19 protein-coding genes and 1 pseudogene are annotated in these 22,425 nt (G+C 67.2%); 8 read left to right on the plus strand and 12 right to left on the minus strand.

Annotated elements, in window-relative coordinates:
- Positions 1-228: 228 nt before the first annotated feature.
- Entirely contained in the window at positions 229-2,751 is a 2,523-nt protein-coding gene (locus ACWDZ4_RS11015) for an AAA family ATPase (RefSeq protein ID WP_451508101.1), read from the plus strand.
- Between the two features lie 425 nt (positions 2,752-3,176).
- Here ACWDZ4_RS11015 and ACWDZ4_RS11020 read toward each other — a convergent pair whose 3' ends face one another.
- From ACWDZ4_RS11020 to ACWDZ4_RS11055, 8 genes are all read right to left on the minus strand, one after another.
- Positions 3,177-4,556 carry a tyrosine-type recombinase/integrase gene (locus tag ACWDZ4_RS11020; protein WP_451508102.1) on the minus strand — a complete coding sequence of 460 codons (1,380 nt, stop codon included), beginning with the start codon at positions 4,554-4,556 and terminating at the stop codon, positions 3,177-3,179.
- Entirely contained in the window at positions 4,550-4,744 is a 195-nt protein-coding gene (locus ACWDZ4_RS11025; protein ID WP_451508193.1) for a helix-turn-helix transcriptional regulator, read from the minus strand. The genes ACWDZ4_RS11020 and ACWDZ4_RS11025 overlap by 7 nt, the downstream gene beginning before the upstream one ends.
- The gene (locus ACWDZ4_RS11030) at positions 4,744-6,210 is read right to left on the minus strand and encodes a replication initiator (RefSeq protein WP_451508103.1); all 1,467 of its coding nucleotides are present in this window, start codon (positions 6,208-6,210) and stop codon (positions 4,744-4,746) included. The genes ACWDZ4_RS11025 and ACWDZ4_RS11030 overlap by 1 nt, the downstream gene beginning before the upstream one ends.
- Before the next feature lie 123 nt (positions 6,211-6,333).
- Positions 6,334-7,116, minus strand: coding sequence for a DUF2637 domain-containing protein (locus tag ACWDZ4_RS11035; protein ID WP_451508104.1), 783 nt, complete (start codon positions 7,114-7,116; stop codon positions 6,334-6,336).
- A 50-nt stretch (positions 7,117-7,166) separates the two neighbouring features.
- Positions 7,167-7,352, minus strand: coding sequence for a hypothetical protein (locus ACWDZ4_RS11040; RefSeq protein ID WP_451508105.1), 186 nt, complete (start codon positions 7,350-7,352; stop codon positions 7,167-7,169).
- A gap of 1 nt (position 7,353) precedes the next feature.
- Positions 7,354-8,766 (minus strand): FtsK/SpoIIIE domain-containing protein, encoded by a 1,413-nt coding sequence (locus tag ACWDZ4_RS11045; protein WP_451508106.1) that lies wholly within the window; start codon positions 8,764-8,766, stop codon positions 7,354-7,356.
- Positions 8,763-8,933, minus strand: a complete 171-nt coding sequence (locus tag ACWDZ4_RS11050) for a hypothetical protein (protein ID WP_451508107.1) — start codon at positions 8,931-8,933, stop codon at positions 8,763-8,765. Before ACWDZ4_RS11050 ends, ACWDZ4_RS11045 begins: the two co-directional genes overlap by 4 nt.
- Entirely contained in the window at positions 8,930-9,316 is a 387-nt protein-coding gene (locus ACWDZ4_RS11055; RefSeq protein WP_451508108.1) for a hypothetical protein, read from the minus strand. Before ACWDZ4_RS11055 ends, ACWDZ4_RS11050 begins: the two co-directional genes overlap by 4 nt.
- A gap of 155 nt (positions 9,317-9,471) precedes the next feature.
- Between ACWDZ4_RS11055 and ACWDZ4_RS11060 the strand changes: the two genes are divergently transcribed.
- Entirely contained in the window at positions 9,472-9,918 is a 447-nt protein-coding gene (locus ACWDZ4_RS11060; protein ID WP_451508109.1) for a GntR family transcriptional regulator, read from the plus strand.
- 1,547 nt (positions 9,919-11,465) lie between these two features.
- On the opposite strand, the gene ACWDZ4_RS11065 is transcribed toward ACWDZ4_RS11060, so the two are convergent.
- The 3 genes from ACWDZ4_RS11065 to ACWDZ4_RS11075 all read right to left on the minus strand — a co-directional run bounded on the left by ACWDZ4_RS11065 (position 11,466) and on the right by ACWDZ4_RS11075 (position 13,705).
- A complete protein-coding gene (locus ACWDZ4_RS11065) occupies positions 11,466-12,332 on the minus strand; it encodes a GNAT family N-acetyltransferase (RefSeq protein ID WP_451508110.1) in 867 nt (288 codons plus the stop codon).
- Between the two features lie 87 nt (positions 12,333-12,419).
- Positions 12,420-12,584, minus strand: coding sequence for a hypothetical protein (locus tag ACWDZ4_RS11070; protein ID WP_331742349.1), 165 nt, complete (start codon positions 12,582-12,584; stop codon positions 12,420-12,422).
- Positions 12,581-13,705, minus strand: a complete 1,125-nt coding sequence (locus tag ACWDZ4_RS11075) for a radical SAM protein (RefSeq protein ID WP_451508111.1) — start codon at positions 13,703-13,705, stop codon at positions 12,581-12,583. The genes ACWDZ4_RS11070 and ACWDZ4_RS11075 overlap by 4 nt, the downstream gene beginning before the upstream one ends.
- Positions 13,706-14,577: 872 nt before the next feature.
- Between ACWDZ4_RS11075 and ACWDZ4_RS11080 the strand changes: the two genes are divergently transcribed.
- Together ACWDZ4_RS11080 and ACWDZ4_RS11085 are read left to right on the plus strand one after the other, a co-directional pair.
- Positions 14,578-15,831 carry a helix-turn-helix transcriptional regulator gene (locus tag ACWDZ4_RS11080; RefSeq protein ID WP_451508194.1) on the plus strand — a complete coding sequence of 418 codons (1,254 nt, stop codon included), beginning with the start codon at positions 14,578-14,580 and terminating at the stop codon, positions 15,829-15,831.
- Positions 15,832-15,845: 14 nt separating this feature from the next.
- Positions 15,846-16,211 carry a hypothetical protein gene (locus ACWDZ4_RS11085; RefSeq protein WP_451508112.1) on the plus strand — a complete coding sequence of 122 codons (366 nt, stop codon included), beginning with the start codon at positions 15,846-15,848 and terminating at the stop codon, positions 16,209-16,211.
- Between the two features lie 994 nt (positions 16,212-17,205).
- Here the strand turns inward: ACWDZ4_RS11085 and ACWDZ4_RS11090 are convergent.
- A pseudogene (locus ACWDZ4_RS11090) lies at positions 17,206-18,074 on the minus strand (bifunctional DNA primase/polymerase).
- Positions 18,075-18,388: 314 nt separating this feature from the next.
- On the opposite strand from ACWDZ4_RS11090, the gene ACWDZ4_RS11095 reads away from it, so the two are divergent.
- The 4 genes from ACWDZ4_RS11095 (at position 18,389) to ACWDZ4_RS11110 (ending at position 22,407) form a co-directional block, all read left to right on the plus strand.
- Positions 18,389-18,700, plus strand: a complete 312-nt coding sequence (locus ACWDZ4_RS11095) for a hypothetical protein (protein ID WP_451508113.1) — start codon at positions 18,389-18,391, stop codon at positions 18,698-18,700.
- A gap of 263 nt (positions 18,701-18,963) precedes the next feature.
- The gene (locus ACWDZ4_RS11100) at positions 18,964-19,836 is read left to right on the plus strand and encodes a DUF1906 domain-containing protein (RefSeq protein ID WP_451508114.1); all 873 of its coding nucleotides are present in this window, start codon (positions 18,964-18,966) and stop codon (positions 19,834-19,836) included.
- Between the two features lie 196 nt (positions 19,837-20,032).
- A complete protein-coding gene (locus ACWDZ4_RS11105) occupies positions 20,033-20,614 on the plus strand; it encodes a SigE family RNA polymerase sigma factor (protein WP_451508115.1) in 582 nt (193 codons plus the stop codon).
- Between the two features lie 146 nt (positions 20,615-20,760).
- Entirely contained in the window at positions 20,761-22,407 is a 1,647-nt protein-coding gene (locus tag ACWDZ4_RS11110; protein ID WP_451508116.1) for a long-chain fatty acid--CoA ligase, read from the plus strand.
- The last annotated feature ends 18 nt before the right edge of the window (positions 22,408-22,425 follow it).

Here is a 22,425-nt window from a genome sequence, read left to right on the forward strand (position 1 = left end):
TGTGCAGGTCAGAAGGGGCGTCCCATCAGGGGCGCCCCTTCGGCATGGGCCCCTGTCTCACCCTGACTCGCCCGTGTGCCGCTTTAGATCATGGTGTGTGGACCAGGCGTGGACCACTGTGAACCTTCCATAGCAGGGTAAAGGGAATCGGGCAAAACCCCATGCACCAGCCGTAGTTACCTGGGTAGCATCACGACTCGCAAAGAGCGTTCTGCACAGGGAGCATCGGTGGATCCTCGTCGTCACACGGCTACCAGTTCGGCCTCTGATGGCGATGGCTCCCCATCCTCGGCCGGCCCCAGCGAACTGAGCCTTCTCACGTACTCAGACCTTGCCGAGGAGAGCAAGATCGTACTGGCTCGTGCGAACAGCCCTCAGAAGAAGAAGGCTTGGGGAAACCTCATCACTCTGATCGAGGGGATCAGGGGAACAGGGATAACCGATGCCTGGGATCCCGCGATCGGTCTTTCGTGGGACCTAGTTTCGTTGAGGATCGAGGGATTTCAGGGCGCCACCGTTCCATTCTCTTTTCAGTTTGACCCGACGCCGGGCGTGACCATCATTCATGGGCCCAATGGATCCGGCAAGTCGAGTATCTCTGATGGCATTCGCACGGCGCTTTCAGGGCGATCCGACTGGTGGGCAGCAGTCACTCCGGCGGCCGCGAGAAGCGGGAAGAGTCCGTTGTGGGAGAAAGTGAACTGTGCTCGCGATGCGGAAGTAGCGACGGTTGAAGTCAGGTTGATGCGTGGCGACGAGTCCCTTCGGCTCGCAGCCCAGATCGGCAAGGATGGTCAGGTTGGCAAATTCGATTCTCTTCGTGAGCTTCCGAACGGGGCGACTGAGAGATTCGATATTTCGGAAACTCCATGGGGCTACGCCGTTGAATCTCACCCGCCGGTATTTTCGTACGCCGACGTAGAGAGGCGTGTACAGCAGCATGAAGATCTGCAGAGGTATATCGAAAACCTGCTCGCACTTGGTGGCTGCTTCGATCACCTGGAACGTCGTGTCGAGGAGATTAGCTCTTCTGCATCGGCTAGCCGTAAGCGCCTCACAGTCGCACTCAAAAGCGCTAAGGAGAGGGTAGCCAAGGTAGACGCCCACTTCCAGGGTCTCGATCCACAGCATCATCTTCCGGATGTTTTTTGGAATGAAGATATGCACGATGTGCGGGCCTGGCTAACTGAGAATGGACTCACTGAAGTTGGAGCAACGCTACCTGAAGTCACGGCGGCTGGAATCGAAAGGCTGATAACTTCACTGCATGATGTTGATCGGGCTCTAGAGCTGGTGTTGGGGGACGTTCCTACGATTCACCATCGCTTGGCGATTCATCTGACTTCTCTCCATTCAGAGGTTGGGCAGGTTGCCAACATCGGATATATCTGCCCGGTATGTGACAGTGAGGTATCCGATTGGGTACAGCGCCTGGCTGAAAACCTCGCCAATGTTGCCGAGGCCGCGCCAAGAAGGAATGCGACAAACGCCTCGCTGAAGACGCTACGGGGAGCCATTGAGGTCATCCCGACCGTTCTCGATATCGTTTCAGGGCTAGGGGAGTTCGACGAAGCTCTGCTAAAGAGTTTTCGATCTGATTATGCCGCTCTGCTGGCCGCGTTTGAGGGGTACGGTGAGCAGCCTGTCGCCCCTGTTGTAAAAGAATTCCTAAGTATTCGTGAGGCACTGTCGGGGGAATCCTGGAAGGGTCTTTCGGCTAAGGCGATCGAATTGAGTGATATTTCAGCTCAGTGGCGACGGGGCCGTAGGGCGATGCTGGAATCGTATATCGCGGCCTGGGAGCAGGAGCACGAGGAAGCCGAGTCTGCTCCCCTCTGGGAAGCGACGCGCAAGTGTATCGGTGAACTTGAGGACCGCCTGCGTACCGGGCGCACTGTTCGTTTCGAAGGTAAGGCCGGTGTGCAGGTAGAGCGGCTCCTAAAGGATGCAGGCATCGTGTTGGAGTCGGTAAGCCTCAAGCGGACACGGGCTGAGATCTCAGTGCAGGGAGCCGACGGGAACAAGCTGGAACTTGCCATGCTAAGCGCGGGACAGAGGAATGCCTTCCTGCTTGCCCCGCTCTTCGCAACGGCTGGCGCTGGGCCATTCAATTTTCTAATCCTTGATGACCCTGTCCATTCGTTCGATGAAATTAGAGTGGACAGGCTTGCGGCCGTGATTTCCGACCTGGCTAAGATTAGGCGTGTCATCGTTCTAACTCACGATGAGCGCCTGAAGGAGCACCTCTTGGCGCGGAGTCTAGTGTGCGATGCATGGGCTGTGAGTCGTGACGGGGTTCGGGGAGAGATCTCAGTCGAGAAGACAGACGAACTGTGGCGAGTCCTCATTAAGGACGCCGAGTCGGTATGGCAGTTCTCGCCCAAGGTTTCTTCTACCGGGTACCTTAGCGAGGTGCAGATCATCCGTGGGTTGCTGCGGCAGGCATTGGATGATGCGCTAAGGCAGTGTGTTGTCCGGTATTCGCTCCACTCGGGAGAGAATGTGGCTATGTCATTGGGGCTTCTGGATGAAGCAATGACGACCGTGAAGCGACTCGACTCAGCTAAGCAGATCATCTCTTTGGATCCCGCTCTTCCTCACCCTGTAGATAAGGCCAGGCAGGCATGTGGGCATCACGTTGCCAAGTGGAACGGTGCTGCGCATGGGAATGAGGAAGTGAAGGCAGATTTGAAATTGGAAATCAGGGCGGGTCTTGATGCGTGTTCGACGCTGGGGGAGTGGGGTTTCTGAATGTATGTGGCCGACCTCTCGTTGCGCAGAATCAAGGTTCTGGAGTTGAGGCTACGAATCGAGAGGGTTTCTTTCGATGCCTATAAGCTAGTGTGCAAGCCGGATCGACTGCCGTCTATCTCAAACGGGGCGGATGCTCAGCTAGCCTTTGTGCTCGGCCTTGTTGGGCAGGATAGGTACGGAGAAGTCCTTGGCGTCATCAGGCTGTCTCGCCATATTTACAAGAAGTCATCGGACATTTTGCATGGCCGCTCGGGTCTCTTGAATGCCTCTTCTGTCGTGCTCGACGAGTGGGAATTTGTCGTATCCCGTTTGGAGGGCCTTCTGGACCAATACTCTGAGGGGCGCGAGGTAGGTCGGGAAGCGGCCATCGCTATTCCTGCTCCGGCTGGAAGCACGAGCGGTCAGGTCGCGTCGAGGTGACGCTATAGCAAGCGACTCTCGATTAGAGCGTTGGCCCTGTCCTGAGATCCATGTATCGCCTTGGCGTAGAAGCGAAAGAGGACCGCGATGCTGTGGCCGGCGCGCCGGGCAACCTCGGCGGGCGTGACGCCGGAGTCGAGCCAGAGGGAGACGCCCGCGTGCCGGAGAGAGTACGGAACGTCTGCCAACGGCGAGTCCACTTCGGCTGTCGTCAGGACCTCGCGGCGAGCGGCCTGCCAGACTTCGCCATACTCCTTTGAGAGCAGGTGGCCGCCCTGGACCGCGCGGAAGAGGCGGCCGTCCTCGGCGGTGCCGAACTCCTTGATGTGCTCGCGGACCAGGCGGACGAGGACGGGAGGGATGGGCACGGAACGGGTTGCCTTGCGGGCCCGTCTCTTGAGGCCCCGAGTGTCGAAGGACTCGCCCGTATCCGTCCAGCCCGACCCCACGCGTGGGGTACTGATAGAGAGGATCACCTCTCCCCAGCCCTCTTCGGGGAGGACGAAGTCGTTCTCGCGTAGCCCGGTCGCCTCACCCGGCCGATTCGCTGCGTAGTAGAGGCAGCCATAGAACGTCTTCAGGTGCCGACCGCGTTCACTCTGCCTTCCAGCGGCGTCGATCAGATCCCTGGCGAGCCGGGGACCGGGGACGAATCGGAAGTCGATCTCGTCGTCTGTCTCCGGCGGGCTCCAGTCCACCTGGCCCAGGGGCACCTTGGTGAGCAACTCGCGTTCCACGGCGTACCTGAGGCAGTTGCTGAACACTGGGAGCTTGCGCCTGACCGTGTTCTCGGCCGCAGGCGTCCCGTCCATCTTGAGTTTCAGGGCGTTAAGCGCGGACCGTACTACGGAAGGCGTGCTCAGGTCGGTGATGTCCACGGACTTACGGTCGATCCAGTCGAGCGCGGCCATGATGTCGGCCGGAGGCGTCTCCACATCGAGACGGCACCGCAGTTGGCCGTCGTCACTACGGATGAACCGGAAGGACCAGGAGTAAAGCGCGGCACGAAGAACCTTCGTTGCCGGAGCGCCACGGTTGTCCTTGACCAGCTTGGGAGTGACCGTCGCCAGGGCGTCTGCGATGCTTGCGCGGTGCTTGGCCGAGGCGGTCGGCCACTTCATCGCGGCGTACGCGCGAGCGTGGGCGAACCACGTGGAGGATTCCAGAGCTCGGACCTCGGACTCGGGCAGACCTGAGTCGGTGTCGAAGCGCTCGCGGTTGCGCAGGGCCGTCAGGAGTTCCGTGCGGCGGCCGTCCGCTTGCGCCTTGAGCTTGTAGCTCTTGGAGAACGGCTGGGCACCGACCCGCCAGCGAAGCTGGTAGGCGGCAGCGCGGTCGGAGCGATTGCGGATGCCCCAGATCTTCACGTCGTACGTCAGCATGCCGGCACCTCGCAGCCTTCGAACCACGCGTCGAGGTCAGCCCGGCGGATGCGGATCTGCCCGTTGGGGAGCTTGAGATGGCGTGGGGCCTTGCCTCGGGCTCTGAGCCGGTAGAACGCGGCTCGGGACATACGAATCTCCGCAAGAGCCTCGGCCAGGGTCAGCGTCCGGCTGACGGGTGCGGCGATCACTGCCACACCTCCCCTTCAGTCTTGATTCGTTCCTTGTGGGCGCGGGCTTGGTCAATTTCGTGGCGGGTCTGGGCGGCGAGGAGTTCCTCGCCGGGGCGGTAGCCCGAGGCGAGGTAGGCCCAGGAGGACTCGGTGACGAGCACGGTGTCCGGGGCGAGTGCGGGGTGGCCAGCGCGGGTGCGGGCGGTGTCGGCCTGGGCGAGGCGCCAGGCGCGGCGTACGTCGCGGAGGGCGCCGAGGGTGGTGGAGTAGGCGCGGGACTTGGTGGAGAAGTGGCCGCGGAAGCCGAGCATGTGGGCCCACTTGCAGAGCTTGAGATCTGCGAACTCGGGCAGGCCGCCGAGATCCCAGGCGGTGCGGATCATCTGCCTCACGTGCTGGTGGACGGGCAGGTCCCGCAAGGGCTCGGCCCGGCGGGTGCCTTCGCAGTCGGGGCACAGGTCCCGGATACGGTCGCCGACCGTGCCACGGCCGGAGCAGGTCCGGCAGACCAACGAACGGTCAACCGTGCCGGAGTCCTCGGCGCTCTTGGTGGCGTACTTGGCGATGTAGCCCGCCACCGCCTTGTCGGTGAGTTCGCCGTCGCCGAGCGCGGTGATCTCGTCCACCTTGAACTTCTTGCCCCAGTGGATTTCGTGGTCACCCACGGTGTCGGAGACCACAGTCAGGCTGGTGCGTTTCAGCGCGGGCTTGATGGCGAGGAGGAGGCGGTCTGCGGTGGCCCAGCTCGGCGGAGGGCTGGTGTGACCGTCGGGGCCGTCGAAGCGGATGACGGCGTGGAAGTGGACCAGGCCGCGCTGCTGGTACTCGGCGACCTTCGCGAAGGAGATCCGCAGGGCCGCGTTCATGTCCTTCTGCGTGAGGCCCAAGTTGGCGGCGAGGGTGCGGCGGAGGTTGAGGGTGAAGCGTGCCCAAAGAGCGCTTGCATGGGCGTTCCACAGCACGGCGCCGGTGTAGTCGTACGTCTTCGGGCTCAGCGGGGTGCCGAGTTCGGGGGCGCCGTCGGGGTGGCGGATGCCGCAGCGGCAGGGGTGGGGTTTGCCGTCTTTGGTGGTGGGTCGGTTATGGACGGGGCCGAAGGAGGGGGCGGTGAGGGTCAGGAAGACCCTGGGATGGGTGCGGACGGTTTCAGGGACGTTCTTGCCGCCGGAGAGTCCGGCGCGGATGAGGTGGTAGGTGTCGGCGGCGTAGAGGCGGGAGCAGGTGGGGCAGCGGGAGGCGCGGCGGTTGCCGCAGGTGGTCAGGAGCCGCCCGGTGGGTTCGTGGTCGGTCGAGTAGGAGCGGACCACGTCGCCGGTGTGGTTGCGGGTGATGGTGTGGCCGACGAGGTTGATCGGTCGGGTGCAGCCGCGTAGGCGGGTGATCTGTTCGCGGGTGCGGTCGAAGTCGCCGAGGTTGGCCAGTTCGATCAGGTCCCGGACAGCGGGGCTGATCACGTGCCGCAGGTCGAGGTCGCGGGGCATCGGCAGATGAATCCTTTCCGCTGGATGAGGGCCCCGGACAGCACCGAGGGAGGGTTGGTGGTGCTGCCCGGGGGCATGGCGGGTCAGGCCCATGGGGCCGGGAATGGGGAGGTGCCGGGTGGGTTAGGCCGTCAGGGCCGCGTGTGCGGCGGTGGCCAGGGGGAGGCTGACGCCGAGGCGGGCCTTGAGTTCCGGCGCGGTGATCGGCTGGCCGTATGCGGCACGGTGGGTGTCGGCGATCTCGCGGGCGGCGTCCAGCAGGGCCGGGGCCACCTTGACCGCCGGAGGCGGCACAGCGACAGGAGCGGGAGCGATGGGCGTCGGCGCGGGAGTCGGGGGCACCGCGGATTCGGACACGGCAACCGATTCAGAAGCAGGCTCCGAGGTGGGGGCGGCTTCGGGTTCGGCCGTGGGGTCTTCCGGTACCGGTTCCGGATTGGGCGCCGGGTCGGTCACGGGGGCCGGGGCCAGGGACACAGCCGGTGCGGCGGCGGGGGCCGGTGTGGTGACGGCGTGGAAGTGGCGCAGAAGCGCCGGGCCGACGGCACCCCAGCCGAGGAGGAGCAGCGGGGCCACGGCGTCGACGCAGGCGCGGCCGTAGTGCCCGGCGATGACGGGTTCGGCGATGTTGAGGGCGAGGGTGAAGAAGCCGGAGGTGTGCATCAGCCGGTTCGCGCCCTTGAGGTCGTCGGCGGCCACGCCGCGCAGGGACAGGTACCGCAGGGCGACCAGGAGACCGAGGACGGACAGGTCCACCATCGGCGCGATCAGGGGTGCGATCGGGCCGGGGATGCCCAGGCGCAGGGCCAGGGACCAGACGTTGCCGAAGGAGAACACGAAGGCCAGCAGGGCGATGACCGCCATGACCACGGTCACGGTGCGCTGAGTGATCCGGTCTTCTGACATAAGAGGTTTCACCTCCTTCCGTGCGTGAAGTCGGGTCCGAGGACGGTGGCTCAGTTCCAGGGAGTGAGGCCGGCCATGCGGGCGGCGTTCGGGCCGAGGTAGGTCTCCAGAACCCGGCGCTCGTTGGTGTTGGCGATGCGGTATGCGGCGATACCGATCCGTCCCGCCCTGTCGAGGTCCCCAGTGGTGATCGCCTTGCGCATGTGCCGGATGTAGATCCGCATGATGGGGCGCATGTCAGGCCGCCTCCGCCGGGGGTTCGGGGTCTTCCTTGGTGAGGTCCACGGCTGCACGGCTGACCAGGTCCTCCAGGAGCCTGGCCGGGTGGCGCACCAGGTGGGCGGTGCCTTCGGCGACGCGGGCGGCGTCCTCGTCGGCGACGTAGGGGGTGCGGATGCGGACGAAGCCGGGGCGGCCGTGCTGGGACATGACCGCGACACCGACGTAGGCGGGGTCCTGGAGGTTGACCGGGCTGGCGTCGGGCCACTCGCGGATGTCGTCGCCGAGCGCGGCCACGGCGGCGTCGGCGGTCTTCTGCGCGAAGGACAGTCCGACCGGGCACACGTCCCGGATGAACGTGGGAATCGCGTCCCCGGTGGTCTTCTGCGTGGTCAGCAGAGTCAGGAAGCCGACCGAGCGTCCCTTCTTCACCAGGTCCTCCACCAGGCGGGCGTTCTCCGCCGCGAGCGCGGCCAGCCGCTTCGTGGCCGGATCGGAGCCCTTGTGGTCGCGGAAGTAGGTATGGGCCTCGTCAATGACGACGACGATCAGCGGCCAGTCCGCCGAGGGGCCGACGTGCCACATGTTCTTCACGCCCAGCACGCTGCGGATGGACGCTGAGCGGCCACGGCGCAGCTCGACCAGTTCCTTCAGCTTCTTGTTCGCCTCCTCCAGGTCATCGCCGCAGAACTCGAACGCCCGCTGTACGAGGTCGGCGTAGTCGCCCTCGTAAGCGTGGGAGACCTTCCCGTCGAAGAAGACGAACTGAACGGCCGGCGAAGGAGCCCAGTCACACACCAGCCGGTTCACGCACGAGGTCTTACCGAAGCCCGGCAGGCCGCCCATGGCCACCCCGGGAACCTCCTTAAGGGGCACGAAGACGGGCATGCCGAACTCGTCCACGCCCAGGTCCCACTTCGCGTACTCCTTCGGCGGGCGGCCGGTGGGCACGTGAGCGGTCGGCGTGATCAGCGGGTCCACCCGCACCCCGCGCAGCATGACCTGTCCGGGATTGTCCCCCGGCAGCACGGACACACGGGTCATGCGCCAGGCATCCGCCAGGTAGGGGGCGGCCTTCTGGAACTCGGCCAGACCCACCTTCGGCAGGCAGGTCGCCCACGCCCTCACTCCGAAGGCGTCGGGGGTGACCTTCAGGGCCGGGACCAGGACCCGCGGCTTGGGCTGCTTGCCGTCCGTGTTGGCGAGCGAGGCCAGGGCGGTGGGCATCTTGTCCGTAACCGACAGCCCGCACATCTGCGCCAGTCGCTTCCAACCCCGACGGATCCTTACCGCCTGCCGGATGCTGATCCGCTCCATCGGCGAGGCCATCAGATAACGGACGACCCAGACCACGGCCCACAGGGCCATCAGCCCGAGCCCGAGCCACACCGCTCCACGCAGCCAGCCGAACGCATTGTCCAGCTCGTTCACCAGTCCTCCTTCATTTCGTTCGGGAAATCGCGCGGTACCAAGCGCGCGGGGAATTGCAAGACCAGGGGGCGCAGTTCCCCCAGGCAGGCGGCCGCTTCGTCCACGAAGATCACGAGCGAGCGGCCGCCATCCTGGGTCTCACCCCGGCGTGCGGGGAGCGGCGTCATGCCGCAGCGGCCTCGGGCGCGGCCACGTCCTGCGGCACCTGTGGAGTGGCGACCAACTCCAGGGCCGCGCAGCGGTAGGCCACGCCCTCCTGAAGCTGGTCGTTGAAGATCCGCGCCCACGGGCTGGCGAAGAGGTCCACCGGGCGGACGAACCGGCCCGGGTGCAGACCGTTGGGCAGACCGGTCTGCGGAACAGCCACCTTGAGCGCCTCGGCGCGGTCGCCCTCCATCACGAAGAGCGTCAGCGTGCACAGCGGCGCACCGGTCTCGAAGTCCACCGAACGCACGCCGTTCTCCTGGTCCTTCCACTTCGGCACCGCCGGCGTGCCGACCATGACGTTCGTGGAGTCCAGTACGTGCACACGGATGAAGGTCCTGGCCATGACAGAGAAGCCCTTTCAGTCGGGGTTGTGACCGCTCGGCCACACCCAGAGATAACCACAACACATAGGTGTACTGCAACACCTGCGTGTTGGAGGGAGCCTGCTATCCGTGCGTTCCATAGGTGGGCCAGGGGCGGCGGTCGTATCCTGCGGGCATGACACTGCCCCTCGAAGACGACTCCCGGCCGCCCTACGTCCAGGTGGCCGAGTACCTGCGACGCCAGATCCAGAGCGGCAAGCTAGGCCCTGGCGACAAGGTGCCGTCCTCGCGGGAGCTGCAAGAGAAGTTCGGGCTCGCCAGTGCCACCGTGCAGAACGCGTTCCGGATGCTCAAGAGCGAAGGGCTGATCTACAGCGTTCAGGGGCGGGGCAGCTTCATCCGCCGGCCCGCCCCCGAAACCGCATCTACGGAGGTTCAGCAAGAACCTGCGGAAGCACCTTCCGACGCTCCCCCCAGCCCTGATGCGCGATACGTCCGACTCTCCCAAGAGGTCGCAGACCTTCGGCGGGACGTTTCTGTCATGCGGGACCACCTGACAGAAGTTCTCGAATTGATGCAGGAACTGAAGCGTCAGGTCGACGGAGACGAAGAAGACGCATAGCCTCGCCCCTCGCGGACTGAATCAACGACGCGAGGTCGGCCACTTCTACTGCAAGGCGCGTCACGTCCGCGTCCAGCGCTGCTATCTCCGACTCGTTCACCGTTTCCCCGTCCATCGCCGTGCCGTGCTTTCGTACCGTTTCGCAAGACCCCTCGGTGGCCCGCCCTGGTGACGCTCGCGTGCACCATCGGGCCTCTTGTTCCGGAAGCCTGCTGAACCCGGACTCCCTGCCGCAACCCTGGTGCCCGCCGGGCGGGAGCGCGTAGGCGAAACCCTCCTGACTTCCCGCCGTACGGGCGGAAGAGTCGCAGGGCCGTACCGCCACGCGGAAAGCCGTCGGCCGCTGTGACCAGCGCGGACCGCCATCGATCCCCACCCGTCCCACCTCTGCTTCCTGGGCCGCAGCCCTCCGGTAATCCTCCGGAGAATCCGTGAATTCCGAATTTCCGCCCCGCCGGATACGAGCCGTCCGAGGGGCATCCGGACTCTCACTTGCTACAGGTGTCGAAAACCCTGAGCGTGTGACAGTCGCCCATGTGACCCCCATCACAGCCCCTTCTCCTGGTGCGCGGGCTCTCCGACTGCGGCAATGATCCGGAGAATTCCCGGTTTCCCTAACCGGCGATCGTCGGCTATGTTTCGCCGCCCGCGACCCCGGGATGCCTATAGAGGTGTCGCAATCGGTCCGCGTCTGACCCCGCATGTACATGACCTGGATCACATCTCTCGTTTTCTGTGTACATAGGCCCCGGAACTTCCGGCGCGAGCCGCACGCAATCAGCGAAAGCGGACACCCCTCAGAACGCGCATCTCCGCCCCTTTTCCAGCGGCCCCGCATCCGGCTGTACACCTGTGGACAACTTCCAGCAGGAACATCAGACAGCGGGGAGCCTGTGGATAGATTCCGGCGATCCCGCGAACAGACTGGTGTGAAACAGCTAGATCGCTAGGAGAACGGGGTGAAACATGGCAAAGCGCCCACTGCCTACCGGCCGAAAGCAGCCGAAGGGGTGAGCTGTCCAAAGTTTCTTTACTGGATCAAGGCGGCCCGCTGGCGCGGGCCGCGCGGCGCGGCGGCCCCAGGCCGCCGCTGGCTCCATGTCTCCGCCACCGCCCGCGACGGCCCCCGCCCGCTCGCGCCGCAAAAGCCCGAGAAGCGGGCAGCCATACCCGTGAAGAACCTCGCCTGCCGCCCCACGAAGAGCACGGCCAGCAGGAGCGGGGCGCATGCCAAGTCCGCACCGTTCACCGCGGATTGCCGTTCAACCAGCTGTGGCCGGGGCGGCCGGCCTCCACGGCTTTACCCACCTGTTCGGCTCGGGGCCCGCGTCGGGCAAGTCCAGGGGGCCACTCGTTCAAATTCCGGGCAGGGGCAAAGCCTGCCCGAGTTGCCGGGCCAGCGTACGGCCCCCTGAACATGCCCGACCCCAACCCGAACAGGACACCGGCCAAAGCCGCTCCGGCCGACCGCGTTGTACGCCGCACCAGCATGGGCGACGGCCAGAGCGGGTAGTGCAGTTGTCGTGGGAGCGCAGGCGCTGAAGTGGCTACGCCGGTGTGGTGTGACTGAAACCGAGGGAGGTCAGTCCTTCGGCCTGGCACAGCCTGTCGGAAGGGCCGCCGACCTCGGTCTGAAGGAGCTGGTAGGCGGCGCTGTGGGACTGGCCCCAGTGCATCGCGGCCCGCCATAGGGCGCGGCCCAAGCCCTGACCTCGCGCCTCGGGTAGGACGGCGAAGTACTGAGGCATCAGCTGGGCGCATCCGATCGCGTCGGGGCGTACTTCCATGGGGCCGATCGCGCCCAAAATTCGGTCCTCCACGGCGGCGGCGAGGACCGGGCCGCACAGGCCGTCCTGCATCTGGGCGTGGAGGAAGGCCAGGCCATCAGCGGCCATGGCAGTGGCGAACGGCGCGAAGGTCTCCTGGACTGTGGTCGGCCAGTCGGTCACAGGGCGGACCGGGCTGCCGGGGTCGGAGCAGGCGCGGGTGGTGAAGTCCTGGAGTTGGATGCGAGTGCCGCGGGGGGAGTCGGTCTCGGGGCCGAGCGGGCGCACGACTCGGCCGTTGACCGCGTCGTGCAAGGCGGCGAGTTTGGCGGCCAGCTCTGCTGCCTTGTTCACGACACTGCCGCAGTGCCCATAGGCGAACACTTTGACGGTGCCGCGTCCGCGCCGGTTCAGGGTGGGGATGAGGGTGTGATCCGGCTGGTGCACCACGTCGTCGCGGAGGACCATCTCGTCCTTCTCCCCGCCCCAGCGCCGGTCCTTGTCGTAGGGGAGGAAGTCCCCGGTGGCGGCCACTCGCAGGGTGTCTTCGAAGATGTCGACGGTCAGGGCGTTGGGATGGACGGGACCGAGCGTCGGCACGATCGGCGCGGTCAATACGGGCTGGAGCCAGTCCCAACGGAAGAGCATGAGCGGCACCCTAGCGGTCGGCCGGTCAGGGCTCAGGCCCCGACGCGAATACGCCAGGGCCTGAGCGGAACCGACTGGATCCGTCGGTCAGTGGGGGTTGTCGTCGCCGGCGTCGCAGGAGCACTCTGCGCTCTCCACGATGTCGTCCAGGTCCAGGACGGCGGTCACCGCGAGGGCGGCTACGGGCGGTGCAGCGCGGCGCGCCGAGGGCGGCGGGCCGGGCAGAAGGTCCACCAGTACGGGCGGGGTCATGATGCGTTCTCCTTGTCGCCGTGTTGGCAGTAGCTGTGCAGCGGCGCCTTGGCTTCCTGGTAGTGCTTGGCCAGGGGGCGGCAGACCCGGCAGGTGCCGGACAAGGCGCAGCCCTCGCACCCTCCGGTGCGAAGCATGAGGCGGTCGGCAATCGCGCCGAGCCGGGTGAGGCCGTCGACGCCTTCAGCCATGAGGTCGATCTGGTCGTCCCGGCCGACCTTGCAGATCGATACCTTGGCGTGCGGGTCGGCGTGGAAGAAGGTGTGTCCCGCGTTGCATCCGGCGAACGGCTTGCGCTGCCGCAGGTGCGCGGCGGACTGGGCGAGCAGAGGCTCACCACCGCCATAAATCGTGGGCGTCATGTTCGTGTACGCGTGGTTCTCGACGTTCCACTCCTCGGCTAGGGCGGCCATCTCATCGGCCTCCGAGGCGTTGTCCTCGGTCACCACGACGTTGATGCGCAGGGGCAGGCCCGCCTCGCGCGCGGCGTCCATGCCGCGCCGGAATGCCTTCCAGGCCCCGCGGCGCTGGGTGAGCGTGTCGAAGGATTCTTCGCTCGCCCCGTACATGCTGACGACCAGCCGGTAGGGCGGGCTGTCGCGGAAGAGCTTGAGGAGGTCCGGCCGCCAGAGCAGCGAGCCGTTGGTGGAGATGGTGAGCATCATCCCGGCCTGCCAGGCGTACCGGTAGGCGCCCTGGAAGTGAGGGTCCATGGTGGGCTCGCCGCCAGTGATCTGGAGCCAGAGGACACCGGCCTCGCGCATGATGTCCAGCAGCCGCACCTTGCCCTCCCAGTCGAGGCCGGAGAAGGGGCGCTCGCCGAGGTAGCAGTGCTTGCAGCCGAAGTTGCAGCCGAGGTTGATCTCCCAGGAGGCGCGGCAATAGCCGTACGGGGACGGCTCGCGCACCAGCACCGTGCCCTGCACGCGTCGGCCGATGAGATCCAGGCCCCACACCTCGGCGGCGGTCTGCACCGCCCATGCGGGCAGCGCTTGGCCGTCGGCGGTGGCGTTCCGCAGCTCGTTGTAATCGGCGGTGGGGATCCGGGCCCCGGACCGAGCCCCAGGCTTGAGGAGTAGGTGCCCGTCGAGGAACGGGGAGGCGATCAGAGCGTGGGTCATCAGTGCCCTTCCTTCCGAATCACGGAACGTGACGGCGCGCGCAAGCCCTGGCGGCCAGCGCGGCAGTAGATCTCGCCGAGCCCGTTGCAGGTGCCGCAGCTCTTGCCGGACGAGTCGGCGCCGCTACCGCCCAGTCCCCGCAGCTCTCGTTGCGAGGGGGGTGAGGGTGCCGGAACGGCGTGTGTGGTGCGCTTTCCACGAAGGGGCTCCATACAGAAGAGAAAGCCAAATAGGCGGGGCTGGCACCACTCGCGGTTGGTGCATCGGACCCGGGCGTGCTCAGGAAGAGCGAGGCCGAGATCTGGGGGTCAGTGGCCGGGGTCCCCAGCTAGGGCCAGGACCACCACAACGACGCTCACGCCGACGATGTAGAGGAACACAGCGAGTTGTTGGCGCCAGCCCTGCGGGTCACAACCGTTCCGCCGTGCTTGAGGTAAGGCATCCACTACGCCGTCCCCGGCTTGACGGGTGCCGGGCTGAGTGCACGGGCGGATACTGGCTCGCCGCCACAGCGCGGGCACTCGCACGGCGGGTAGCGGCCCGGGTCCGAGAGGATGACGTAAGGGTCACCCGACTGGACACGGGTCGTCCGAGACCACGTACGACCGGAGTCGCGGGAGACGCGAAGCGTCATGAGGAGGCGCGGCTCGGAAGCGAGGTCGAGAGGCCGAGAGCGTCGTTTGTGGACGTGCCCATCGGCGCCGTTCTGCGTTCCCATATGCGCACCCTTCCGCTGCTTCATGACCGGTCTGTTCGCGTCAACTCTCATGAAAGCGGCGAGAGTCGAAGGACTCCACGGCATACATGCCGCATTCTTGGATCAGATCCGTGCACGGGTGCCGCAGGCTTCGAAGTCGCGGGAAGGGGTCGTCATGGGGCTAGCCGAACGGCGTAGGACCCTGGGCTACAGTCAGGAGACATTGGCCGGGTTGCTCGGCGTGGACCGCACGACGGTCGGGCGCTGGGAGAGCGGCAGGATCGAACCGCAGCCACCTCAGCGGCGAGGCTTGGCCATCGCCCTCGAAGTCAGCCTCCAAGAGCTTGACGCCCTCCTGACAGAGTTACGAGCCGCAGGGCAGGAGGCCACAGGGCAGCAGTCCAGTGACCACCCGAGCGCGGGAGACCCCGACGAAATGATCCGCCGCGAATTCCTCCGCATCCTCACGGTCAGCGGGGCCCTGACGGCCCTGCCAGTCGACGAGGCCGAGGCCCTCGCCGATGGGGTGCTGAGGGGGATGCCCGCCGACTTCGAGCGGATGAACAGCCACCTGTGGCAGGTCTACCAACTGGCGCGTTCGAAAGGCTCGGTCTACCCCGTCATCCGTGACCAGCTGACGACTCTGAACGGAGCACTGGCTGCCAGCCGAGGCGGCTCCCGCCCCCTTCTGAGCGCAGCGGCGGATCTCTTCCAGATGGCCGGCGAAGTCGCCTTCGACGGGAACCGGTACACCGACGCCGCAGCCTCGTACTCGCTCGCGGCCTCAGTCAGCAAGGACGCGGGCGCGTACGACCTGTGGGCCTGCGCCCTCGTACGCCACGCCTACGTGGACATGTCCGAGCAGCGCTACCGCCAGGCGGCGCAGATGCTGGGTGCGGCCGAACGACTGGCCGGTCGAGGGGACAGCGACCTTTCGACGCGGCATTGGGTCGCGTCGGTCCAAGCGGAGGCGTACGCCGGCCTTGGGGACCTCACAGCGTGCGAACGCGCGCTGGACCAGGCCGAGAAGGTCATGGATCTCACCGCGGACAGTACGAATGGCGGATGGCTCCGGTTCGACGGCACTCGCCTGGCCGAGGAACGCGGTGCGCGGTACGTGCAGCTCGGACGCCTGGACCTGGCGGAAGCGACGTTGAAGAGCGCATTGGCGCAGACAGCCCTTGCGTCGGGGCAGTCATATCGGCGCCGGGGTGCAGTGCTGACCAGCCTGGCCGCCATCGGCGCGAAGCGGCGTGATCCAGACCAGGTTCTTGCGTACGGGCGGGAAGCCGTCGGCCTGGCCCGAGCCTCAGCATCCGGGTACGTCGCCCGTAGACTCCAAGCCCTGTGCGACGAGTTCGGTCCCTTGAACCGCGACCACCGCGTAGCGGAGCTGGGGGCGGAGATCGCCACGCTGAGCACGCCGTGACGAGAGGGGCAGACATGTCGCAGACCGAAGGTGCACGACTGTTCCGGGAAACCTGGATCGCGGGGGTGCATCAGCACTTCCCCGGGGAGCCGAAGGCCGGTTACGTCACCCCGTGGGAAGAGACCCCGCAGTGGGAGCGCGAGGCCGCCGGATCGGTCTACGACCAGGTCCGGCAGTTCATCGAGATCAGCGGCGGCCACACGTCGAGGCTGTCCCGTGAACAGAAGAGCCGGTTCGTTGCGACGTGCTGGACGGCCCAGATGTTCAAGTACTTCGAGGACCCGAAGCCGGGCTACGTGGCTGACTGGCCCGACCTGCCGTCCTGGCAGCAGGAGACCGACGCCGACATCTTCGAGGCCATCGAGAACACACTGAGCTGACGACACTGGGATGTTCGCCAGGGTCACTAGCCAGCTAGCACCGGTCCCGTGTCTGCCTCAACGCGGGACCGGTCGGCTGGCCGTCGTGGCTAGCTGGCGTCGCCGTCGCTTCGCTGGCTTCGACGACTACGCCAACGGGACAGCACGTTGCGGGTCGCAAGTACGCCCATGGTTGCAACTGAGCTTGCGGCCAGATTGGCAAGGACATCGAGGATAAAGCCCTGCATGAAGTCTCCGTGGGCAGCTAGAAGCTACCCACCGGATGAGTGGGCTTGCGGCGAACGTCGCTCAAGCGACTGGAAAGTAACCCCGTCCTCGCCCAGGGGCTGCCCGATCCATACGGCAGCAGGGTCATGGTAGCAACGAGACATCCAGCTCTGTGAAGCCCCCAGCCCTCATTTCATCTACGATCTGCCACCATCTTGTTGCCTCGACCTGTGGAGTGCGCGAGCACGAGGGACATCTGAAGATGTACGAATTGCGTCCCACCATGGAGCCAGGCTCGGCATCACTCATGGGCGACGCAAAATATCTGAATGCATAGGTCATCCCATGACTACCGTCGGGTTCACGTCGTGCCATGGTCAAGCGAATCCGTGCATGCTGTCCCCTGTCGGTGCAGACGATCCCGACCCGGTACTCACGTGGCATGTGAACAGTCTTCCCCCAGGAGAACTCGATCAGGCGAAGGCGTGTGCCCGACGTGCGAGCCCCGCGGAAGTGAGACCTGTGGACCAGGAGTGGACCACAACCGAACCTAAGAGGGCCTGAAAGCTCGGTAGGTGCAGGTCAGGCACACCGGAGTCGTTTCTCACAGCACTCTCTTGAAAACCGTCGTGGCAGCGATGTCACCGTGGGTTCAAATCCCACACCCACCGCAGTCCGTCCGAAGGGGCGTCCGGAGTTTCCGGGCGTCCCTTCGGCATGTCCGGCGCGTGTCCCGTGTGTGCTCGCGCGCGGCGCTGTGTGCTCGCGCGGTGGCGTGCGCGCGGGCTCAGGAGGCCGTGGTGAGGCGGGCGGCGGAGGCGAGGGTGGCGCGGGCCTCGCGGTCGGTGAGGCCCGCGTGGACGGCCGCTTCGGCGAGTGCGTCCGCGAGGGAGTCGCCGATGCCGTCCTCGTACGCGCGGCAAGCGGCCCAGAACAGGCGGGTGTTGCGCTGGCCCTCGTGTGCCGCCCGTACGAACTGGACCAGGCCGTGGCCGTGTCCGGGCCCGTCGGCGGGGCGGCCCGCGCGGGGGTGGGAACGGGCGGGGGGCACGAGGAGGCGCAGGAGCGCGCCGGGGCAGGGGGCCGGCGCGAGGTGGCCGGTGCCGGGCGCGGTGCGGTAGATGCCGTGGTCGGTGAGGGAGCCGGGGCCCACCAGGTAGCCCCCGGCGCCGCGGATGTCGATGCCGGGGGCGAGGCGGCTCGCGGAGTTGGGGACGGTGACGCCGGGCGGGCCGGTCAGCCAGATGTGGCGGCCGCCGCTGGGGGTGAGGACGACGACGGTCTCCGGGATCGTGAAGAGGTGCCGCAGCGCCAGGTGCCTGAGGGAGGCGGTGGCGTCGGTGTCCGACTTCGTGTCCAGGTCGATGCCGATGAGGTGGTGCGGGGAGCGGCCGCAGGCGATGCCGTAGCCGGTCGCCCAGGGGGCGGCGGCGAAGAGGGCGCGGACGGTGGCGGGGTCGGCGGTGGCGTCGTGGACACCGTGTCCCGGGCGCCCGCACTCGCCCCGGCACAGGAACGGCTCGGGGGCGTCCCGGTGCGGGGAGCGCAGGGCGGGGAGTTTGGTGCGGGACAGGGGATGACGGGGAGCCCGCGCTCGGCTGCGGAGAGGGCGTGGGCGAGGGCCAGGGTGGCGGTGCGCCGGTCGTAGGTGGCCATGGATCTATTTTCGTACGTAGGTTCGAATAAAGGAAGGGGGGCGGACGAGGGAAGGGGGTGGCCGGAAATGCGGGGGAACGCTTTTTCCCTTGGTGGGTCCGGGGTGTGGGGTGCGACAGGGGTGAGCTGGGGTTTTGGGGGCGTGAAGGGTGTTTATCGACATGTCCTCACGCTTGAGGGGGAATAAGGGACTCCGACCTGGTTCGCCGGGGATTCGGTGGGCAATTCTGATCTCGCGACGTCGTGACCAACACTGAGGCAGTCGGCCAACTGCCCCGGAAAAAGCCGTACTTACAGCCCACGGAGGAATTCACATGGCAAACATCCGTACCGCTCGCGTCATCGCCGCCGTTGCCACCCTGCCCCTCGCGGCCGCTCTCTTCTCGGGTGTCGCCCTCGCGGACAACGGTTCCTTCGCGAACGACGGATCCAACGCCAGCGTGGCCACGATCGGCGGCAGCGGTGTCGGCAACGACAACTACGGCAACTCGACCACCACACAGCAGGTCGCGACGGGTGCCGGTGCGTCGAACCAGAACAACACGGCGAGCGTGAGCGGCTGGGGCTTCACGGCGATCGACCAGTCCAACGACAACGTCGCGGTGAACTTCGCCGAGCTCTGGTGAGCCGGGGCCCGGCCGGGGTCTGTGCTGCGGGGTGAATGACTGCCTGCGTGATGGTGCTGTCGGCGCCGTCACGCAGGCCGTTCCCGTTCCGGGGCGTGATCACGCCCGGATACCGCCGCCCGGATACCGCCGCCCGGGTACCGCCGCCCGGGTGCCGCCGCCCGGGCAAGGAGTTCCCACGTCCGGGTTGAACCTGGGCGCGGATGGCTGACGGCGGGGTGTGAGAGGCGCCCGGCGGCGCCGGGGGCACGTTCACTCTCCCCATGTACCTCCCCATGTACCTGCAGAGACTCCTCGGATACGCAGTCGCGCTGGTGGCCGTGCTCGGAGTGCTGGGCGTTCCGCGACAGGCGGACGCACAGTCGAGAGCCCCGGCCCCCGCCCCGGCCTCCGCTCCTGCCCCCGCCGCGGCCCCCACCGTGACCTTCCGCGGCCGGGCCTTCGACACCTGCCTGACCCCGTCGCTCTCCACGATGCGCGCCTGGCGCTCCTCCCCGTACCGGGCCGTCGGCGTCTACTTCGGAGGCCGCGGCCGGGCCTGTCCCAAGCAGCGCAACCTCACCAAGAAGTGGGTGGCGGAGGTGGACCGGACGGGCTGGCGGGTGCTGCCCGTCTTCGTCGGCTCGCAGTCCCCCTGCGTAGTGGCCAAGAACAAGCGGCACGTCAGGATGGGCAACGCGCCCTGGCGCCAGGGCAAGAAGGAGGCCAGGCAGGCGGTCCGCGCGGCGAAGGCGCTGGGCATGCTCAAGGGCAGCGCGCTCTACCTCGACATGGAGGCGTACGACGCGGGAAACAGCCGCTGCGCCCGCACCACCCTCGACTTCGTCCGCGGCTGGAGCCGTGAAGTGCGCAAGTACGCGTACCTCCCCGGCTTCTACAGCAGCGCGGATTCCGGCGTGCGGCACATGGAGCGCGCCCGCAAGGCGAAGGAGGCGGACCTGCCGTCGGCGATGTGGTTCGCCCGCTGGAACGGCAAGCCGTCGCTGTACGGCGAGCGGTCCCTGTCCGACCGGGCCTGGACGCCGCACCGCCGCATCCACCAGTACGCCGGGAACGTCACGGAGAAGCACGGAGGCCGGCGCCTGAGCATCGACCGCAACACGGTGGACGCCCCGGTCGCCCGGATCCGTTCCTGACCCGCTCCTGAAACACCCCTGACCTGCCGCAACGGCCGACGAGCCGGCTCCGCCCCCGAGACGCGCCCCCTACGGAAGTCCGTGCGTCCTCCACCCTCAGGAGGTGGGGCCGGCACCATCCCTACAACCTGAGGCGGATCCGGCTCCGGGACCTGGGGCCGATCCGCGGCGCGGTACCCGCTCCTAGCGTGGAGCCATGACCACGCCTGTCTGCACCAGCGCCTCCAAGGCGGCGACGAGGGCGCCGACGCCGACGCCGGCACCGACGCCCTGTCCGTCGTTCTCCGTGTACGTCCGCGCCCGGGGGCCCGTGCTGCTGCGCACCGCGCGCTCGCTCACCGCGAACCCGTGCGACGCGGAGGACCTGCTGCAGACGGCGCTCACCAAGACGTACGTCGCCTGGGACCGCATCGAGGACCACCGCGCCCTCGACGGCTACGTACGCCGCGCCCTGCTCAACACCCGCACCTCCCAGTGGCGCAAGCGCAAGGTCGACGAGTTCGCCACCGACGAGCTGCCCGAGCCGGCCGCCACCGCCACCGCCGCCACCACGGCCGCCGACCCCGCCGAGCAGCAGGCGCTGCGCGACGCGATGTGGCGGGCGGTCATGAAGCTGCCGGACCGCCAGCGCGCGATGGTCGTCCTGCGCTACTACGAGGACCTCAGCGAGGTCCAGACGGCCGAGATCCTCGGCGTCTCCGTCGGTACGGTCAAGAGCGCCGTCTCGCGCGCCCTCGGCAAACTCCGCGAGGACCCGGAACTGGCCCCGGCCCGCTGATCTCCCCGGGTCTCCCCGGCTCTCCCCGGGCCTCTTCGCGGGTCTCAGCCGATTCGTACCCCCGGAAGTAGTGACATACCGAGCGGTACGTGCGCAGAATCAGGCCACCCTTATTACTGCCACGTAGCGCCCACCGGGAGGACGCCGTGCTGAGCACCATGCAGGACGTACCACTGACCGTGACCCGCATCCTGACGCACGGGATGACGATCCACGGTCGCTCACAGGTCACCACCTGGACCGGTGAGGCCGAGCCCCGGCGCCGCACCTTCGCCGAGACCGGCGAGCGCGCCATCCGGCTCGCGAACGCCCTGCGCGACGAGCTCGGTGTCGACGGCGACCAGCGGATCGCGACCCTCATGTGGAACAACGCGGAGCACGTGGAGGCGTATCTCGCGATCCCCTCCATGGGCGCCGTGCTCCACCCGCTCAATCTGCGCCTGCCCCCGGGGCAGCTGGCCTGGATCGTCAACCACGCCGCCGACCGCGTCGTCATCGCCGACGGCTCGCTGCTGCCGCTGCTCGCGCCGCTCCTCCCGCACCTGAAGACCGTCGAGCACGTGGTCGTGTCGGGTCCCGGCGACCGCTCGCTCCTCGACGGCTGCGCGCCGCGCGTGCACGCGTACGAGGACCTGATAGCGGACCGCCCCACCACGTACGACTGGCCCGAGCTGGACGAACGCGCCGCCGCGGCCATGTGCTACACCTCCGGCACCACCGGTGACCCCAAGGGCGTCGTCTACTCCCACCGCTCGCTCTACCTGCACTCCATGCAGGTCAACATGACCGAGTCGATGGGTCTGACCGACCGCGACACCACCCTCGTCGTGGTGCCGCAGTTCCACGTCATGGCCTGGGGGGTGCCGCACGCCACCTTCATGACCGGCATCAACATGCTCATGCCGGACCGCTTCCTCCAGCCCGCCCCGCTCGCCGAGATGATCGAGCGCGAGAAGCCGACGCACGCCGCCGCCGTCCCCACCATCTGGCAGGGCCTGCTCGCCGAGGTCACGGCCCGCCCCCGCGACCTCTCCTCCATGGCGAGCGTCACCATCGGCGGCGCGGCCTGCCCGCCCGCCCTCATGGAGGCGTACGACAAGCTCGGGGTGCGCCTGTGCCACGCCTGGGGCATGACGGAGACCTCGCCGCTCGGCACCATGGCCCACCCGCCGGCCGGGCTCACCCCCGAGGAGGAGTGGCCGTACCGCGTCACGCAGGGCCGCTTCCCGGCCGGTGTCGAGGCGCGCCTGGTCGGGCCCGGTGGCGACGTCCTCGCCTGGGACGGCGAATCGGCGGGTGAGCTGGAGGTACGCGGCAACTGGATCGCGGGGGCGTACTACGGCGGCGCGGCCGGCGAGGACCTCAGGCCGGACGACAAGTTCAGCGCGGACGGCTGGCTCAGGACCGGCGACATCGGCGTCATCAGCCCCGACGGCTACCTCACCCTCACCGACCGCGCGAAGGACGTCATCAAGTCCGGCGGAGAGTGGATTTCGAGCGTGGAGCTGGAGAACGCCCTGATGGCCCACCCGGACGTCGCGGAGGCGGCCGTCGTCGCCGTACCGGACGACAGGTGGAGCGAGCGCCCGCTGGCGACGGTGGTGCTGAAGGAGGGCGCGACCGCGGACTACGAGGAGCTGAGGGCGTTCCTCGCCGGCAGGATCGCGAAGTGGCAGCTGCCGGAGCGGTGGGCGACGGTCCCGGCCGTGCCGAAGACGAGCGTGGGCAAGTTCGACAAGAAGGTGATCCGCAAGCAGTACGCGGACGGCGAGCTGGACGTCACGGAGTTCTGACGCCCCGGCCGGACTGCC

Source organism: Streptomyces sp. NPDC003016, assembly GCF_053591455.1.

What these genes read in the sequence shown, in the direction of transcription:
- ACWDZ4_RS11075 (WP_451508111.1), bottom strand. Translation starts at nt 13,705, where the DNA reads ATGACCCACGCTCTGATCGCCTCCCCGTTCCTCGACGGGCACCTACTC.
- ACWDZ4_RS11030 (WP_451508103.1), bottom strand. Translation starts at nt 6,210, where the DNA reads ATGCCCCGCGACCTCGACCTGCGGCACGTGATCAGCCCCGCTGTCCGG.
- ACWDZ4_RS11035 (WP_451508104.1), bottom strand. Translation starts at nt 7,116, where the DNA reads ATGTCAGAAGACCGGATCACTCAGCGCACCGTGACCGTGGTCATGGCG.
- ACWDZ4_RS11055 (WP_451508108.1), bottom strand. Translation starts at nt 9,316, where the DNA reads ATGGCCAGGACCTTCATCCGTGTGCACGTACTGGACTCCACGAACGTC.
- ACWDZ4_RS11040 (WP_451508105.1), bottom strand. Translation starts at nt 7,352, where the DNA reads ATGCGCCCCATCATGCGGATCTACATCCGGCACATGCGCAAGGCGATC.
- ACWDZ4_RS11050 (WP_451508107.1), bottom strand. Translation starts at nt 8,933, where the DNA reads ATGACGCCGCTCCCCGCACGCCGGGGTGAGACCCAGGATGGCGGCCGC.
- ACWDZ4_RS11070 (WP_331742349.1), bottom strand. Translation starts at nt 12,584, where the DNA reads ATGACCCCGCCCGTACTGGTGGACCTTCTGCCCGGCCCGCCGCCCTCG.
- ACWDZ4_RS11065 (WP_451508110.1), bottom strand. Translation starts at nt 12,332, where the DNA reads ATGCTCTTCCGTTGGGACTGGCTCCAGCCCGTATTGACCGCGCCGATC.
- ACWDZ4_RS11085 (WP_451508112.1), top strand. Translation starts at nt 15,846, where the DNA reads ATGTCGCAGACCGAAGGTGCACGACTGTTCCGGGAAACCTGGATCGCG.
- ACWDZ4_RS11100 (WP_451508114.1), top strand. Translation starts at nt 18,964, where the DNA reads ATGTACCTCCCCATGTACCTGCAGAGACTCCTCGGATACGCAGTCGCG.
- ACWDZ4_RS11080 (WP_451508194.1), top strand. Translation starts at nt 14,578, where the DNA reads ATGGGGCTAGCCGAACGGCGTAGGACCCTGGGCTACAGTCAGGAGACA.
- ACWDZ4_RS11095 (WP_451508113.1), top strand. Translation starts at nt 18,389, where the DNA reads ATGGCAAACATCCGTACCGCTCGCGTCATCGCCGCCGTTGCCACCCTG.
- ACWDZ4_RS11060 (WP_451508109.1), top strand. Translation starts at nt 9,472, where the DNA reads ATGACACTGCCCCTCGAAGACGACTCCCGGCCGCCCTACGTCCAGGTG.
- ACWDZ4_RS11020 (WP_451508102.1), bottom strand. Translation starts at nt 4,556, where the DNA reads ATGCTGACGTACGACGTGAAGATCTGGGGCATCCGCAATCGCTCCGAC.
- ACWDZ4_RS11105 (WP_451508115.1), top strand. Translation starts at nt 20,033, where the DNA reads ATGACCACGCCTGTCTGCACCAGCGCCTCCAAGGCGGCGACGAGGGCG.